Below are 15,406 nucleotides of genomic sequence, written 5' to 3' on the forward strand. Positions count from 1 at the left end.
TGAATAACGATCAGTTAGCCGGTTTCCAGGCACCGGCGTTCATGCCATCGACCAGACGATTGATCGCCTCGCGCATGGCCAGATCAAGGACTTTGCCGTTGAGGGTGGAGTCGTACGCGGCGGTACCGCCAAAACCGATGATTTCGCGGTTGGACAAGGCGTACTCGCCGGCGCCCTGCGTCGAATACACCACTTCGGAGGTGCTGATGTTGACGATGTTCAGGTTGACCTTGGCGTAAGCGACCTGAGTCTTGCCCCGGCCGAGAATGCCGAACAGTTGGTGGTCGCCGGTTTCCTTGCGGCCGAACTCGGTGACGTCACCGGTGACCACGTAATCGGCGCCCTTGAGGCGCTGGGCCTGGCCCTTGATCGCGGCTTCCTGCTGGATCTCGCCCATGTTGTCGCGGTCCAGTACCGAGAAACGGTTGGTCTGCTGCAGGTGAGTGATCAGGATGGTCTTGGCCTGGCCGCCGAGACGATCGACACCGTCGGAGAAGATCCCGCGCATGTAGCTGGAGCGGTTATCGAACTTGCCCACCGCCATCGGTACGCGAGCGCCGGTCCAGACTTGCGTGGCGCTCTCGACCTTGGCCACCGGCAGTGCGCGGGAGCTTTCGGTGGCGCAGCTGGCAAGGGAGCTGGCAAGGGTGCCGAGCACGGCAATCGCAACGCCTGAGACCAACATCCGGGAGATCATTCTCACTGTGCATTCCTTCTGAAAAAACGGTGTGTCCCGGCACGGCAAAGCGGTGGGGAGCAGGAAAAGGGGCGGCATTATGACAAAGTGCCATCATTCGCGACAGATTTTTTTGACGCCAATGAATTGGCTGATCTGAACACCACAAATCCCCCCTGTAGGAGCTGCCGAAGGCTGCGATCTTTTGACTTGGCTTTTTAAAAACAAGATCAAAAGATCGCAGCCTGCGGCAGCTCCTACAGGGGATCGGTGTTAATGGAAGTCGCGGCTCTGTACGCGGATGCCGTCGAGCAGCGGACTCAGATCGCTCAGCCGCCCGGCGATCAGGTGCCGCACTTCGCCCTCACGCTCCCAGCGGCCGTCAACCTTGAGCAGTTGCGAGCCGACCAGCACCTGACGCTGACGCTCGGCCAGATCGCGCCAGACCACCACGTTGACGTTGCCGAATTCGTCTTCGAGGGTGACGAAGGTTACGCCGCTGGCGGTGCCCGGTCGCTGACGCCCGGTGACCAGCCCGGCGATGCTCACTGGCCGGCCGTGTTCCACGTCCAGCAACTCCTGTGAACTGCGGCAACGCCGGGCCTTGAGTTCGCCACGCAGCAACGCCAACGGATGCGGCCCCAGGGTGGTGCCAAGCGTCGCGTAATCGGCCTGCAAGTCCTCGCCGACACTCGGTTTGGGCAGCAGCACATCGGGCTCTTCCTGGCTCGGCAAGCCGGCAAACAGACCCAGCTGTTTCTGCACCCCGGCCACTTCCCAGCGCGCGCGATGCCGATGCCCGGCCATCCCGCGCAACGCCCCGGCATCGGCGAGCAACGCCTGGGCCCGACTGTCGAGCGCGGCCCGTTCGCCCAGGTCGGCGACATCGGCAAACGCTCCCCGCGCCCGCGCCGCCTCAATGCGCCGCGCATCGTCCTCGCGAAAGCCCTTGATCATCCGCAGGCCCATGCGGATCGCCGGTTGCGCGCCGCTGATCGGTTCCAGGCTGCAATCCCAGTCGCTGGCACGCACGTCCACCGGACGGATCTGCAATTGATGGCGGCGCGCGTCCTGAAGGATCTGATCCGGGCTGTAGAAACCCATCGGCCAGCTATTGATCAGCGCACAGGCGAAGGCTGCCGGTTCGTGGCACTTGAGCCAGCAACTGGCGTAGGTCAGCAAGGCGAAACTGGCAGCGTGGGATTCGGGAAACCCGTAACTGCCGAACCCCTTGATCTGCTCGAAGATCTGCGCGGCGAACTCCGGGCTGTAGCCGTTTTTCTTCATCCCGGCAGCCAGACGCTCCTTGTGCGGCTCCAGCCCGCCGTGGCGTTTCCACGCGGCCATCGAGCGACGTAACTGATCGGCCTCACCGGGGCTGTAGTCGGCGGCGACGATGGCGATCTGCATCACCTGTTCCTGAAACAGCGGCACGCCGAGGGTGCGCTTGAGCACCACTTCCAGTTCCGGTGAGGGATAGGTTTCCGGCTCTTCCTTGTTCCGGCGACGCAGGTACGGATGAACCATCCCGCCCTGAATCGGCCCCGGGCGGACGATGGCGACCTCAATCACCAGGTCGTAGAACTTCGTCGGCTTCAGGCGCGGCAGCATCGACATCTGCGCCCGCGATTCGATCTGGAACACGCCGATGGTGTCGGCGCGGCTGATCATCTCGTAGGTCGGTTTGTCTTCTGCGGGAATCGTCGCCAGGCTCAGATCCAGATGCCGATGCCGACGCAGCAAGTCGAAGCAGCGACGGATCGCACTGAGCATGCCGAGGGCGAGGATATCGACCTTGAGCAGCCCGACCGCGTCGAGGTCGTCCTTGTCCCACTGAATGATCGTGCGCTCGGCCATGGCCGCGTTTTCCACCGGCACCAGGGTGTCCAGTGGCTGTTCGGAAATCACGAAACCGCCGGGGTGCTGCGACAGGTGCCGGGGGAAGCCGATCAGTTGCCCGGTCAGGCTCAGCACCCGGCGCAGTACCGGGCTGTCGGGATCGAAGCCGCCTTCGAGCAAGCGTGCCAGCGGCGGTGTTTCATCGCTCCAGTGACCGCAGCAATCGGCCAGCGCATTGATCTGATCCGGCGGCAAGCCCAAGGCCTTGGCTACATCGCGCACCGCACCGGCGGCGTGGTAAGTACTGACCACCGCCGTCAGCGCTGCCCGCTGGCGACCATATCGGCGAAACACGTATTGCAGGACTTCTTCGCGGCGTTCGTGCTCGAAATCCACATCAATGTCCGGCGGCTCGTTGCGCTCCTTGGACATGAAGCGTTCGAACAGCAGCGTGGTGCGATCCGGGTCGATCTCGGTGATGCCCAAGGCAAAACACACTGCCGAGTTGGCCGCCGAGCCGCGGCCCTGACAGAGAATCCTTTGCCCGCGGGCAAAGCGCACCACGTCGTGCACGGTGAGGAAGTAGCTTTCGTAGCCGAGTTCGGCGATCAGTTTCAGCTCGTCATCAATTTGCTTGAGCACTTTGGCCTGTGGTCCTTGCGGCCAGCGCCAGGCAATGCCTTCTTCGGTCAGTTGCCGCAACCAGGAACTACCGGTGTGTCCCTCTGGCACCAGCTCTCTCGGATACTCATAGCGCAACTCGCCAAGATCGAAGGTGCAGCGCCGCGCCAGTTGCACCGAGGCGTCGAGCAACGCTTGCGGATACAGCTCGCGCAACACCTCGAGGCTGCGCAGATGGCGCTCGCCGTTGGGATGCAGGCGCAACCCGGCCTCGGCCACCGGGACGTGATGGCGGATCGCGGTCATGGTGTCCTGCAGGGCGCGCCGGCCACGGGCGTGCATGTGCACATCACCGCTGGCCACGGCGGCAATCTGCAGCTGCTCGGCCAGACTCCGCAGCGCCGCCAGCCGGCGCTGATCGTCCTGACCGCGATGCAACTGCACCGCCAGATACAGGCGCGCGCCGAAAGTCTGTTTCAGCCAGCACCCCTCTTGCACGTCATCGACGCTGTCCGGCACCCACACGATAAACAATCCCGGCAGCGGCTCGCTGAAATCCTCGCGCAGCACCTGATACTGGCCCTTCTGCGTACGCCGCCGGGCCTGAGTGATCAAGCCGCACAAGGCCTGATAGCCCGCAAGATTTTCCACCAGTAGTAGCAGTTTCGGGCCGTTGTCGATGCGTATTTCGCTGCCGATGATCAGCGGCAGCTCTACCGATTTCGCCGCTTGCCAGGCGCGGACGATCCCGGCCAGCGTGCACTCGTCGGTGATGGCCAGCGCCTGATAACCGTGTTTTTTCGCCCGCTGAAACAGCTCAAGGGCACTGGAGGCACCGCGCTGGAAACTGAAGTTCGACAGGCAATGCAGCTCGGCATAACCATCGCTCATGCAAACCAGCCCTGCAGCCACAACGGGCCGCCCTCGCCCACTGCCCGATAGGCCCAGCCCTGCTGACCGGCGCGGTTCTGGATCAGGTAGTAATCGCGGCGCACGTCGTCACCGTCCCACCAGCCGGATTCGATGCGCTCCGGCCCCATGAGGATTCGCGCCGAACCTTCGGGCACGCTTTGCGGTTCGCCGAGCAACCAGCCCGGACGCTGCACGCTCGGCAAATCGCTGCAACGCTGTTTGTCGACAGCGTTCTGCCACGCACATTCGGGGCGATGGTCGGCCTGAAAGCGCAAACCCTGCACCGCGTCATCGCCGAGCCGTGCGCGCAGGCGTTCGCGCAACTGTTCCCAGGGCAAGGTCTGTTGCGGACGGTCATCGAACAGTTCCTGAAACTGCGGCACAAAACTCGGCAGGTCTTCGGCACGCAGGCGAAAACCGCGCACCGGGGCCTCGACCTGGACTTGCTCCAGTCGCCCGCGGGCCAGTTCAAAGAGCATCGCCGGATCGCGCTCGGCGCTGAGCAGGCCGACCTTGATCAGCGTGTCCGGCAGCCCGGCGTGCTCCAGATGCAGGTCGAAACGCTGCACGCCGCTGTCACGTCCGCAGAGGAACGCCGACAGGTCAGCGGTCAAGCGGCGTAACGGGAACAGCAGCGCCTGATGCGACTGCACATCGAAATTGAGTTCGATGCGCACATCGAAACGATCCGGCGGCAGGTAGAACGCCAAGGCCAGCGGCCGTGCACCGAACAGGGTGTCGAGATGCTTGAGCATCGACGCTTCGAAACGCCGGGCCAGGGCCTGACGTGGCAGGCTCTGCAGCTGGCTCAGGTGGCGCAGGCCCATGCGCGTCAGCGCCGTGGCGACTTGCGGCTCCAGCCCGACGCGGTCGACGGGCAACTGCCCGAGGTGATGTTGCAGGGCTTCACCGTCCGGTACGACGAGACCGTCGTAGGCGTTGGCCAGCACCCGCGCCGCCACCGGATTCGGTGCCGCGACGATGCGATGGCGGAAACCCAGCTCGGTCAGTTCCTTGCGCAGCCGCGCTTCGAACTGCGTCCAGGAACCGAACAGGCCCAGACTGGATTCGATCTCGAACACCACGGTACGCGGGTAATGCACGCTGACCTGCGCGCTGAAACGATAGGCCCACGCGGCGAGAAACTGCTGCCAGTGTTCGACCTCGGCCAAATCGTAGTCGGCGGTGGCAAAACCTTTGCTCAACGCTTGTGCGGCGGTCATCGACTGGCCGGCACGCAGCCCGAGCTGACGCGCCGCTGGATTGACCGCTTGCAGCACCCGGCGCTGGGCCGGGCCACTGAGCAGCACCAACGGCTCATCGGGATCGGCACGCTGACGCAACACCGCGTCGAGGGCCAATTGCGGGAACAGAATACACACCCAGCGCATGACGACCTCAGTGCCCCACGGCAAACGCAATCGGCGCCGTGCGCGCCAGTCCGCCCCGGCATTTGAGCACGCGCAACTGGGCCGGTCTGGCATCGATGGCAATCCGTAGCGCGGCCGGCGACGGGTTGATTGCCTCGCTCAGCGGGCGCCAGGCAAACGCCAGGGTCTGGCCGGTTTCCGCCGCCACCTGCAAGCGCCGCAACGCGCGGTCATCGGCCTTGTGCGGCCAGCACAGCACCGCGCCGCAACTGCCCGAACGCAGGCATTGTTCCGCCGCCCACAAGGCATCGCGTTCGCTGGCCTGGATTACCGACAACTGACGCAGATCGACCCCGGCGTTCGCCCACGCCTGCGGGTACGGTACGAACGGTGGCGCCACCAGCACGATGCGCTCGCCCGCCGCCGACAGCCGCGCCAGCGTCGGCCACACCAGTTGCAGCTCGCCAACCCCGGGCCCGGCCAGGAGGATTTCGCTCAGCGCCGCTTCCGGCCAGCCGCCGCTGGGCAACGCCGCATCGAGCGCGGCATGCCCGGTGGGTTGCGGGCTGGCCGCCGGCGGCGCAGGCCGGCCCTTCCAGACCTGGCCGCCATTGAACAGCGTATCGAGTGCAACGACGGCGCCCATCAGCCTTGCCTCACCAGACCGCAGAACACCCCTTCGATGGCCAGGTCCTGATCGTCGCGCACGACAATCGGCTGGTACGCCGGGTTGCGCGGTAGCAGCCGCACTGTAGTGCCGACACGTTCGAAGCGTTTGATCGTCACCTCACCGTCGAGTCGCGCCACCACGATCTGGCCGTTGAGCGCCTCGGGATTGCGCTTCACTCCCACCAGATCACCGTCGAGAATGCCGTCCTCGATCATCGAGTCGCCCTGCACCCGCAACATGTAGTCGGGCGCACGGGAGAACAGCGCGGGATCAAGCATCAAGCGGTTATGGATGTCGGCATCGGCACCGATCGGTGCGCCGGCAGCGACCCGGCCGAGCACCGGAATATCCAGCAGCTCCGGGCGCGGCGCTTGCCCAAGCAGGCGAATGCCCCGGGCCTGGTGCGGGTTGACCTCGATAAACCCGGCTTCGGTGAGCGCCAGCACATGCTTGCGCGCCACGCTGCGCGAGGCAAAACCAAAAGCCTCGCTGATTTCAGCGAGGCTTGGGGACTGACCGTGTTCGGCGATGCGTTCGCGGATAAAGGTCAGGATGGCGGTACGGCGAGGAGTAAGATTGATCATGGAGTACATTTGTACTCCTGTGGGATTTTACTGACAAGCACCGCCAGTCGGCCTGGATTGATCATTCACAAAAATCAAAAGATCGCAGCCTCGTTTCACTCGGCAGCGCCTACAAAGAAGACGACTCGGGAACCTGTAGGAGCTGCCGAAGGCTGCGATCTTTTGATCTTTTTTAAAAATCGCAGCCTGCGGCAGCTCCTACAGGGGAACGGGGCTTCAGTTGAGGCCGCGTTCGGCGAGGAAGGCGGCAATGTAATCGATGAACGCCACGACCTTGGCCGTGGCCCGCCGATGGCTCGGGTACACCGCGAGAATGTGCGGGCCGAAGCTGTCCGGGTCGATTTCGTAGTCAGCCATGACCCGTACCAGACGCCCGTCGGCGATGTACGGCGCGGCGCTCCACAGCGGTGTGTGCAGCAAGCCGCGTCCGGCCAGGGCGCTGGCCAGCAGCAGGTCGTAATTGTCACTGCGCAACCGCGGCGCCGTCGGCTGTGACAGGCTCAGACGCTGGCCGTCGCGCTCGGCCCACCAGAACTCGCGACTGAGCAACGGGTGCTGATACAACAGCCATTCATGCTGCTCAAGGGTTTGCGGATTCACCGGCAAGCCCTTGCGCGCCAGATACTCCGGGCTGCCGCACAAGGCCAGACGATTGCTGCCGACCACCCGCGCAATCAGCCCCGGCAAGTCGTCATGGCCCTCGCGCAAGGCCAGGTCATAGCCGCTTTCCAGCAGATTGACAAACGCGTCGCACAGATCCACTTGCAGGCTGATCTGCGGGTATTGCTGCAAGAAACCGTCGCACACCTGATCAAGAAACGCCCGCCCATAAGCCAGTGGCGCGGTGATTTTCAGATTGCCGCGCAGACCGTGCTGCAATTGCTCGATCTCTTCGCCGGCCTCCTCCAGCCGCTGCAACACCAGCCGTGCGGTTTCCAGGTAGACCCGGCCGATTTCGGTCAGCAGGATCCGCCGCGTGCTGCGCTCGAACAGTCGCGCACCGAGTTCCGCCTCCAGGTGATTGACCGCTTTGGTCAGGGCCGACGGGGTCTTGCCCAGTTGCTCGGCCGCGCGACTGAAACTGCCGAGTTGCGCGGTGACCACGAACATTTTCAGTGCACCCAACTTGTCCATGTTTTTTCCATTCAGGCAAAAACGTTTTTCGTGAGGAAGGCGTTCTGTTGGCCAGTGTCAGCCACTAATCTGGCCATCAGACGCAATAACAAGGAAATCTTCAATGAAAAGATTCATCCCGAGCCTGCTGGTGAGCGCTATAAGTTTTGCCTCGATGGAAGCCATGGCCGCCACCGATCTGGTGCTGGTCAACGGCAAGATTTTCACCGCCGACCGTGCACAGCCAAAGGTTCAGGCGCTGGCCGTGGAGAACGGCAAGGTGCTGAAAGTCGGCACCAATGCGCAGATCAAAGCGCTGATCGAACCCGGGACGCAGGTGATCGACCTCGGCGGCAAAACCCTGATGCCAGGCTTGATCGACAGCCATTCCCACGCAATTTTCGGCGGCCTGGAAATGGTCTCGGCCAACATGGAGGACGAAGTCGTCACCCTCGAGGAATTGCAAAAACGCCTGCGCGCCTGGCGTGACGATGGCAAGGCCAGGCACGGCGACGTGCTGAGCATTGCCGGCATGAGTTCAGCGTACTGGGCGCAGGCCGAAGCGCTGGGCAAGACCTTCAACCAGGGCGAATGGGCCGACGTACCGGTGGTGTTCACCGGCAGTGACCACCACACCGCGTGGGCCAACAACGTGATGCTCAAGCGCGCCGGCATCGACGCGGCGTTGCTCAAAACCCTGCCCGCTGCGGAAAAAGACACGATCGGCACACTGGCGAACGGTGAACCCAACGGTTTTCTGGTCGATGCTGGCTGGGACCGGGTCGCAGCCAAAATGCCGGTGCCGAGCCCGGCCGATATGCTCAGCGCAGCCAAATCCGCCGTGCGCTTCAACAACAGCCTCGGCATCACCGCGTGGATGGACCCCGCCGCCAACGCCGCCCCGGGCGAGGCCGTGTTCGCGCTCAAACCCACCGAGAAAACCGTCGGCGTGCTGCCGGCCTACAAAGCGCTGTCGGCAAGCGGCGACATGAGCGTGCACGTCGCAGCGTTGCTGGTCGCCAACCCGAAAAGCCTGCCGGCCGACCTCGACACGCTGGATAAAGTGCGCCAACAGTTTCAGGGCATCCCCAACCTGACCCTGCCCGGGGTCAAGATCTTCGCTGACGGCGTGATCGAGTACCCGGCGCAGAGCGCGGCGATGATCGATCCGTACCGCAATTCGCACAAACAGGGCGAGCTGCTGATCGATCCAGCGCATTTCGGCGAACTGGTCAGCGCCATCGATCAACGCGGCTGGCTGGTGCACATTCACGCCATTGGCGACCGCGCGGTGCGTGAGTCGCTGAACGGCATCGAACGCGCGCGCAAGGATCGGCAGAGCGGCATCACGCACTCGATCACCCACTTGCAGATGGTCAACCCAAAAGAGTTCGCCCGCTTCAAGCCGCTGAACGTGATCGCTTCAATGCAACTGCTGTGGGCCAGCGCCGACGACTACACCACCGATATGATCAAGCTTTACGTCAGCGCACTCGCCTTCCGCTATCAATACCCGGCGCATTCGCTGCTGAAACAGGGTGCGACGATTGCCGGCGCCAGCGACTGGCCGGTGTCCTCACCCAATCCGTTCAATGCCATGGCTCAGGCCATCACCCGCGTCGGGCCGATGGGCGTGCTGAATGCCGACGAGCGTCTGGATCGCGAAACCATGTTTTACGCCTATACCGCCAACGCGGCGCGGACCATAGGCCTGGACAAACAGATCGGCTCACTGACGCCCGGCAAACAGGCCGATTTCATCGTGGTCGATCGCGACGTGTTCAGCGTCGACGAAAAGGCCCTGCATGACACCCGGGTGCTGCAGACCTGGTTCGCTGGCCGTCAGGTCTACACCGCCACCCCATAACAACTCGTTCCCCGTGTAGGAGCTGCCGAAGGCTGCGATCTTTTGATTTTTCAAGATCAAGATCAAAAGATCGCAGCCTTCGGCAGCTCCTACAGGTTTCCCTTTCTGCCCAAAAATAATCACAACACCGGGACTTCACATGAAAGCCTTGCCCTTGCTCGCCCTGAGTTCCTTGAGCCTGCTGCCCCTGAGCAGCCACGCGATTCCCTTGAACGACGATTTCGCCGTGCTGGTCGACCTGACGCTGGCCAGCGACTACCGCACTCGCGGTATCTCGCAAACCCAGAATGACCCGGCGGTGCAGGCCGGTCTGACGCTGGCCCACAGCAGCGGTTTGTACGTGGGGGCCTGGAGTTCCAACGTCGATTTCGGCGGTGGTCTGAAAACCCGGCAGGAAGTCGACTACTACGCGGGCTGGCTGTGGCAGGCCACCGAGGATGTCAGCCTCGATCTGGGCTACATCAAGTACGCCTACCCCAAGGAAAGCCAGTTCAACCAGAGCGAGGTTTACGGGATTCTCGGCGTCTACGGAGTGAAGCTGGCGGCGTATTACTCCAGCGATGCGCCGGGGATCGACAGCAAGCAGAGTTCGCTCTACAGCTATGTCGGTTATGAAACCGAACTGCCGTTCGACTCTGGCTTGAAACTGCGTTACGGCACTATGGATTTCAAAGATCCGCATTTGTACTCGGCGTCCGGGCATGGCGAGGACAGCTACCGCGAATGGGAGGTCAAACTGACGCACAACCTGGCCGGCGTGGTATTGGGCCTGAGCTACATCGATACCGATCTGTCGCAGAGCCAGTGTCTGAGCAACTGGGGGTTCAAGGATGTGTGCACGGCGACGGTGGTCGCCAGCCTGAGCAAATCCTTCTGACTCCCCGCCTTGTGTAGGAGCTGCCGCAGGCTGCGATCTTTTGATTTTGAAAAGCAAGATCAAAAGATCGCAGCCTGCGGCAGCTCCTACAGGGAACGGGGTTATTTGTTACAGGATGTTTACGAATTTTTTACTATTGTTCTTCTACAGTTACGCGCGTTACCGCGCGTGTTTTCTATTCTGCTAGAGGAATGTCTGTAATGGCTTTGGGCAAAGGACTGCGTTTACCGTCCATCACTTCCACCCGTCTGGTGCTGGTGTTTTCCCTGGCACTGGTGACGCTGTACAACCTGGCGACCTGGAAGGCGCTGGGGAATCTGATCACCTTGCAAGGCGCGCACAAACTGGCGTTTTTCGCCTCGTTCGGGCTGTTCCTGTGGGCGGCGATCACCCTGCTACTGACCCTGGTGTCGTTTCGCTGGACGCTGAAACCGGCACTGACCGTGGTCGCCCTGCTCTCGGCCTGCGCCGCGTATTTCATGAACGAATACGGGATCACCATCGATACGGTGATGATCCAGAACGTATTCGAAACCAATCCCGCCGAGGCTGCCGCGCTGTTCAACGGCAAGTTGCTGGCCTACGTGCTGTTGCTCGGCGTGCTGCCAGCGGTGCTGATCTGGCGCTGGCCGGTGCGTTATCGACCGTTCTTTCGCGGCGTGCTCAACAAGCTGCTGGTGATCGCCGCCTGCGTGCTGGTGATCGGCGCCTCAGTGGGCGCGTTCTATTCGACTTATGCGCCGATCTTCCGTGAAGAGGACAAGCTCACCCATTTCATCAACCCGACCAATTACATCTACGCCATCAGCAAGTACACCAAGCAACGCCTGGGCATCAAAAAGCATTTTGTAGTGCAGGCCATCGGGGAAGACGCGGTGATGAGCGCCAAAGCCGCCAGCCGCGAGAAGAAGTCGCTGATGGTGTTTGTGGTCGGCGAAACCGCCCGCGCCGATCATTTTTCGCTGAACGGCTATGCGCGCGAGACCAATCCCGAGCTGAGCAAACTGGACATCCTCAACTTCACTCAGGTGCATTCCTGCGGCACGTCCACGGCGGTGTCGGTGCCGTGCATGTTCTCGATGTTCCCCCGTGAGGATTACAGCGACAAGAAAGGCAAAACCTACGAAGGCCTGCTGGATATCCTGCAACGGGCCGGCGTGCAGGTGCTGTGGCTGGACAACAACAGCGACTGCAAGGGCACCTGTCTGCGCGTACCGCACCGCGACATCGCGAAGAACCAGCCGGGGCCGTTCTGCGACGGCAACAACTGCCTGGACGAAGCGCTGCTGGCCGACCTGCAAGGCTACATCGACAGCCTCAAGGGCCACGCGATCATCGTCCTGCACGCCGACGGCAGCCACGGCCCGGAATACTACGAGCGCTACCCGAAAAGCATGGAGCGCTTCGCCCCGATCTGCCACACCAACCAGCTGGGCAGTTGCAGCCGCGATGAACTGGTGAACGTGTACGACAACACCATCCTCTACACCGACCACTTCCTCGCCAAGGTCGTCGAGTTGCTCAAACGCAATCAGGATTCACTGGACACCTCGATGGTGTATGTCTCCGATCACGGCGAATCCCTGGGAGAAAACGGCCTGTACCTGCATGCGGCGCCGTATGCGCTGGCGCCCGAGGCGCAGACTCATGTGCCGATGGTGATGTGGTTTGGCAACAACACGCTGGCGCAGTTGGGGATTAATCGCGATTGCCTGCAAGGCAAGACCGGGCAGCCGGACCTGAGCCATGACAACCTGTTCCATTCGGTGCTGGGCTTGTTCGAGGTGAAGACCGCGCTGTATCAGCCGGGGCTGGATGTGTTTCGCGGATGCCGGCCAGCCATGACGGCTGCGCAATAATCCGGACATTGCACAAAACCCTGTGGGAGCTGGCTTGCCAGCGATGGCGGTCTGTCAGTCACATAGATGCCTGATATGCCGGCCTCATCGCTGGCAAGCCAGCTCCCACAGGGAAAGCAGTGTTCTCAAGAACTGAGTTGTGCCAAATAGTCCCACGGGTAAATCCCGCGTTGATGGCCGTCACTGAACACCAGTTGCACACCATAGCCCTGCGGGTTGATTTCGATCAGGCGAACACGCTCATCGACCCGCAGAGTCACACCTTTCAGGCGAAACGCGCGGCACTGCGAGCACGGGCACTGGCGACGCAGTTCGGCGTGGTTGAACAGCGATTCACGGCCGTCCGGCCAGCTCAGGCACAGTGTCCGTTCGCTTTGCGAGTTGCCCACCGACAGCGGATTCATTGCAGCTGACTCAAGGCAATCCGCACCGCTTTGCGCACTTCCGGGTCACCGTCATCCTGCGCCGCCTGCAACGCCGCCACCGCGCCGCGATCATTCAACTCACCGAGGGCCAGCGCGGCCTCCTTGCGCAGGTTGCTGATGCGATGGCCGAGGGTCTCGATCAGGGCGTCCAGCGCTGCAGCGAAGCGCAAACGCCCGAGGCTGCGGGTGGCGCGCAGGCGCACCTGCCAGTAGTCATCGCCAAGGGCTGCGATCAATGCCGGGCCGGCGTCGCTGTGGCCGACTTTACCCAGGGTTGTTGCCGCCTCTTCGCGCACTTGCCAGGCGTGATCGTGCAAGGCCTGACGCAGCGCCGGCAATACCTCGGCGCCAGACGCCAGACCGAGAGCACCGGTGGCGGCGCGGCGCACTTCGGTGTCCGGGTCGGCGCTGGCCAGTCGCGCCAATGCCGGCAGTGCGTCGAGCTGCTTGAGCCAGCCGAGCACGCCGATGGCTTCGCGGCGCACGCTGGCGTCGGCATCATCAAGTGCCGCGACAGCGGCAGGCGCTGCAGCGGCGAAACGCAGTTCGCGCAAGGCGCGGAACGCGGCGATCCGCACACTGACCTCGGCATGCTCGGTCCACGGCAGAATCACCCGGCCTGCCGCCTCGCTCTTGAGCAGACTCAGACTTTGTGCGGCGGCGGTCTGCACGGCTGGAGACGGATCGGTCAGCGCCTGGCACAGCGCAGCCACCACCGGTTCGTCTTCCCACGCTTCCAGCAGCCGCGCGGCTTCGGCGCGGACGTCTTCAGCCGGATCATCGGTCAGCCTTTCGACCAGCCACAGCAGGCCGTCCGGTTCTTCCAGGTCTGCCAGCTCGATCAGGGCAATGCGCCGCACACCGGCATCGTCAGCGGTCAGACGCGGTTGCAGGGCGAGGATGTCGTCATTATCGGTCACAGCAAAAAATGAGGTCATAGGGCAAATCGCGGCAAGGGGTTTTCGGGCGGCAGGCCGAGCGGGTTGAGGCGCGGCAGCGGTCGGGAGTTGTCATGGCGCAGCAGGTCGAGGCAATGGCGCTTGAGGCGGGAGAATTCGGCGCTGGTCACCAGCTCAGAGGTACGCGGACGCGGGAAGTCCAGGCGCAGGTCTTCGATGATTCGCCCCGGACGTGCGCTCATCACCAACAGTCGATCGGCGAGGAACAACGCCTCGTCGATGTCGTGGGTGACGAACACCACGGTGGTGCGAATCCGCGTCCAGATGTCCAGCAACAGCTCCTGCATGTTCAGGCGGGTCAAGGCATCCAGCGCGCCGAACGGCTCGTCCATCAGCAACAGCCGTGGACGGTTGACCAGCACCCGGGCGATTTCCACCCGTTGCTGCATACCGCCGGACAGCTGATCCGGCCAGCTTTCGGCAAAGCCTTCAAGGCCCACCAGTTGGAGGATTTCATCGGCTGCGCGATGGCGTTCGGTTTTGCCGATGCCGCGCATTTTCAGGCCGAAAGCCACGTTGTCGCGTACCGTGCGCCACGGGAACAGCGTGTGGTGCTGAAAGACCATGCCCCGTTGCGGCGATGGCCCGCTGACCTCGCCACCGTCGACTTTGAGGCTGCCGGCATGGGCGCTCAAGTGTCCGGCGAGTGCGCCGAGCAAGGTGGATTTGCCGCAACCGGACGGGCCGAGAATGCACACGAACTGGCCCGGTTCGATCTGGCAGTCCAGACCTTGCACGGCTTCGAAAGCCTGTTGGCCTTCGCCGAGCACGATCGACAACTGGCGAATATCGATCCGCCCTTCCGGGGTTTGCATCGCGCTCATCAGGCTTTTCCTCGTGGTCGGTGCCAGGGCGTGAACAGCCCGCCCAGGCGTTTGATCAACAGGCTGCTGCCCATGCCCAGCACACCGATCAGCAGCATGCCGACGACGATGTCGGCGTAGTTCTGGATGGTGTAGGACTCCCAGGTGTAGTAACCGATGCCGAACTGTCCGGAGATCATCTCGGCGGTCACCAGACAGAACCACGAGGTGCCCATACCGATGGCGAGGCCGGTGATGATGCTCGGCGCGGCGCCGGGCAAAATCACTTCAAGCAAAATCGCCCGGCGCCCTGCCCCGAGGCTTTTCGCCGAGGCGATCAGCCGTGGATCAACGCCTTCAACGCCGTGCACGGTGTTAAGCAAGATCGGGAACAGCGCGCCGGTGAAGGTGATGAACACCATCGACAGCTCCGACGACGGGAACATCAGGATCGCCAGCGGAATCCACGCCACCGCCGGAATCGGCCGCAGCACCTCCAGCGGTGGCAGCAGCAGGTCTTCAGTCCATTTCGAGCGGCCGATGGCCAGACCCAGAGCGATGCCGATGAAAAGTGCCGCGAGGTAACCGGCGAACACGCGGCTGAGACTGGCGCTCAGGTGCTGCAGCAGCTTGCCGGAATCGCCCAGGCCCAACGCCGCTTCGATCACCGCCAATGGGGTGGGCACGTTGGCGAAAGTGACCAGACCGAGATTCCAGTGGTGGCTGGCGGCGAGTTGCCAGAACAGCAGGCAGAGCAGCAACGACGCCGTTCTTGGAATCCAGCGTAAATAGGATCGGTACACAATTCTTCCTCTCAACCGAGATCCCCTG

Annotated in this window: 13 protein-coding genes; 3 read left to right on the forward strand and 10 right to left on the reverse strand. The window is 62.8% G+C overall.

The window, feature by feature from the left end; translation table 11 throughout:
* Positions 1-10 precede the first annotated feature (10 nt).
* The 6 genes from L6D63_RS04580 to L6D63_RS04605 all read right to left on the reverse strand — a co-directional run bounded on the left by L6D63_RS04580 (position 11) and on the right by L6D63_RS04605 (position 7,806).
* Positions 11-697: a CsgG/HfaB family protein gene (locus tag L6D63_RS04580; RefSeq protein ID WP_236170283.1), complete on the reverse strand. Its 687-nt coding sequence runs from the start codon at positions 695-697 to the stop codon at positions 11-13.
* Between the two features lie 252 nt (positions 698-949).
* The gene (locus tag L6D63_RS04585) at positions 950-4,027 is read right to left on the reverse strand and encodes an error-prone DNA polymerase (RefSeq protein ID WP_131670300.1); all 3,078 of its coding nucleotides are present in this window, start codon (positions 4,025-4,027) and stop codon (positions 950-952) included.
* On the reverse strand, positions 4,024-5,439 hold the full coding sequence (locus L6D63_RS04590; RefSeq protein WP_131670299.1) for a Y-family DNA polymerase: 1,416 nt from the start codon (positions 5,437-5,439) through the stop codon (positions 4,024-4,026). The genes L6D63_RS04585 and L6D63_RS04590 overlap by 4 nt, the downstream gene beginning before the upstream one ends.
* Before the next feature lie 7 nt (positions 5,440-5,446).
* Entirely contained in the window at positions 5,447-6,064 is a 618-nt protein-coding gene (gene imuA / locus L6D63_RS04595) for a translesion DNA synthesis-associated protein ImuA (RefSeq protein ID WP_007968686.1), read from the reverse strand.
* The gene (gene lexA, locus L6D63_RS04600) at positions 6,064-6,681 is read right to left on the reverse strand and encodes a transcriptional repressor LexA (RefSeq protein ID WP_131670298.1); all 618 of its coding nucleotides are present in this window, start codon (positions 6,679-6,681) and stop codon (positions 6,064-6,066) included. The genes imuA and lexA overlap by 1 nt, the downstream gene beginning before the upstream one ends.
* 207 nt (positions 6,682-6,888) lie before the next feature.
* Complete coding sequence (locus tag L6D63_RS04605) at positions 6,889-7,806, reverse strand: LysR family transcriptional regulator (protein WP_131670297.1); 918 nt, start codon at positions 7,804-7,806, stop codon at positions 6,889-6,891.
* Positions 7,807-7,909: 103 nt separating this feature from the next.
* Between L6D63_RS04605 and L6D63_RS04610 the strand changes: the two genes are divergently transcribed.
* The 3 genes from L6D63_RS04610 (at position 7,910) to L6D63_RS04620 (ending at position 12,388) form a co-directional block, all read left to right on the forward strand.
* Positions 7,910-9,652 carry an amidohydrolase gene (locus tag L6D63_RS04610; RefSeq protein WP_131670296.1) on the forward strand — a complete coding sequence of 581 codons (1,743 nt, stop codon included), beginning with the start codon at positions 7,910-7,912 and terminating at the stop codon, positions 9,650-9,652.
* A 139-nt stretch (positions 9,653-9,791) separates the two neighbouring features.
* A complete protein-coding gene (locus tag L6D63_RS04615) occupies positions 9,792-10,529 on the forward strand; it encodes a TorF family putative porin (RefSeq protein ID WP_131670295.1) in 738 nt (245 codons plus the stop codon).
* A 200-nt stretch (positions 10,530-10,729) separates the two neighbouring features.
* The gene (locus L6D63_RS04620) at positions 10,730-12,388 is read left to right on the forward strand and encodes a phosphoethanolamine transferase (protein ID WP_131670294.1); all 1,659 of its coding nucleotides are present in this window, start codon (positions 10,730-10,732) and stop codon (positions 12,386-12,388) included.
* A gap of 125 nt (positions 12,389-12,513) precedes the next feature.
* Here the strand turns inward: L6D63_RS04620 and L6D63_RS04625 are convergent, their stop codons facing one another.
* Genes L6D63_RS04625 through L6D63_RS04640 form a run of 4 tightly spaced genes read right to left on the reverse strand, consistent with a single transcriptional unit; the run spans position 12,514 to position 15,378 of the window.
* On the reverse strand, positions 12,514-12,792 hold the full coding sequence (locus L6D63_RS04625; RefSeq protein ID WP_131670293.1) for a DUF971 domain-containing protein: 279 nt from the start codon (positions 12,790-12,792) through the stop codon (positions 12,514-12,516).
* On the reverse strand, positions 12,789-13,751 hold the full coding sequence (locus L6D63_RS04630; protein WP_131670292.1) for a HEAT repeat domain-containing protein: 963 nt from the start codon (positions 13,749-13,751) through the stop codon (positions 12,789-12,791). The genes L6D63_RS04625 and L6D63_RS04630 overlap by 4 nt, the downstream gene beginning before the upstream one ends.
* Positions 13,748-14,596, reverse strand: a complete 849-nt coding sequence (locus L6D63_RS04635; protein ID WP_131670291.1) for an ABC transporter ATP-binding protein — start codon at positions 14,594-14,596, stop codon at positions 13,748-13,750. Before L6D63_RS04635 ends, L6D63_RS04630 begins: the two co-directional genes overlap by 4 nt.
* Entirely contained in the window at positions 14,596-15,378 is a 783-nt protein-coding gene (locus L6D63_RS04640; protein WP_131670290.1) for an ABC transporter permease, read from the reverse strand. The genes L6D63_RS04635 and L6D63_RS04640 overlap by 1 nt, the downstream gene beginning before the upstream one ends.
* Positions 15,379-15,406 lie beyond the last annotated feature (28 nt).

The organism is Pseudomonas parakoreensis, assembly GCF_021602155.1.
Taxonomy (GTDB): Bacteria; Pseudomonadota; Gammaproteobacteria; order Pseudomonadales; family Pseudomonadaceae; genus Aquipseudomonas; species Aquipseudomonas parakoreensis.

What these genes read in the sequence shown, in the direction of transcription:
- L6D63_RS04620 (WP_131670294.1), top strand. Translation starts at nt 10,730, where the DNA reads ATGGCTTTGGGCAAAGGACTGCGTTTACCGTCCATCACTTCCACCCGT.
- L6D63_RS04590 (WP_131670299.1), bottom strand. Translation starts at nt 5,439, where the DNA reads ATGCGCTGGGTGTGTATTCTGTTCCCGCAATTGGCCCTCGACGCGGTG.
- L6D63_RS04615 (WP_131670295.1), top strand. Translation starts at nt 9,792, where the DNA reads ATGAAAGCCTTGCCCTTGCTCGCCCTGAGTTCCTTGAGCCTGCTGCCC.
- L6D63_RS04610 (WP_131670296.1), top strand. Translation starts at nt 7,910, where the DNA reads ATGAAAAGATTCATCCCGAGCCTGCTGGTGAGCGCTATAAGTTTTGCC.
- L6D63_RS04605 (WP_131670297.1), bottom strand. Translation starts at nt 7,806, where the DNA reads ATGGACAAGTTGGGTGCACTGAAAATGTTCGTGGTCACCGCGCAACTC.
- imuA (WP_007968686.1), bottom strand. Translation starts at nt 6,064, where the DNA reads ATGGGCGCCGTCGTTGCACTCGATACGCTGTTCAATGGCGGCCAGGTC.
- L6D63_RS04625 (WP_131670293.1), bottom strand. Translation starts at nt 12,792, where the DNA reads ATGAATCCGCTGTCGGTGGGCAACTCGCAAAGCGAACGGACACTGTGC.
- L6D63_RS04635 (WP_131670291.1), bottom strand. Translation starts at nt 14,596, where the DNA reads ATGAGCGCGATGCAAACCCCGGAAGGGCGGATCGATATTCGCCAGTTG.
- L6D63_RS04585 (WP_131670300.1), bottom strand. Translation starts at nt 4,027, where the DNA reads ATGAGCGATGGTTATGCCGAGCTGCATTGCCTGTCGAACTTCAGTTTC.
- lexA (WP_131670298.1), bottom strand. Translation starts at nt 6,681, where the DNA reads ATGTACTCCATGATCAATCTTACTCCTCGCCGTACCGCCATCCTGACC.
- L6D63_RS04630 (WP_131670292.1), bottom strand. Translation starts at nt 13,751, where the DNA reads ATGACCTCATTTTTTGCTGTGACCGATAATGACGACATCCTCGCCCTG.
- L6D63_RS04580 (WP_236170283.1), bottom strand. Translation starts at nt 697, where the DNA reads ATGATCTCCCGGATGTTGGTCTCAGGCGTTGCGATTGCCGTGCTCGGC.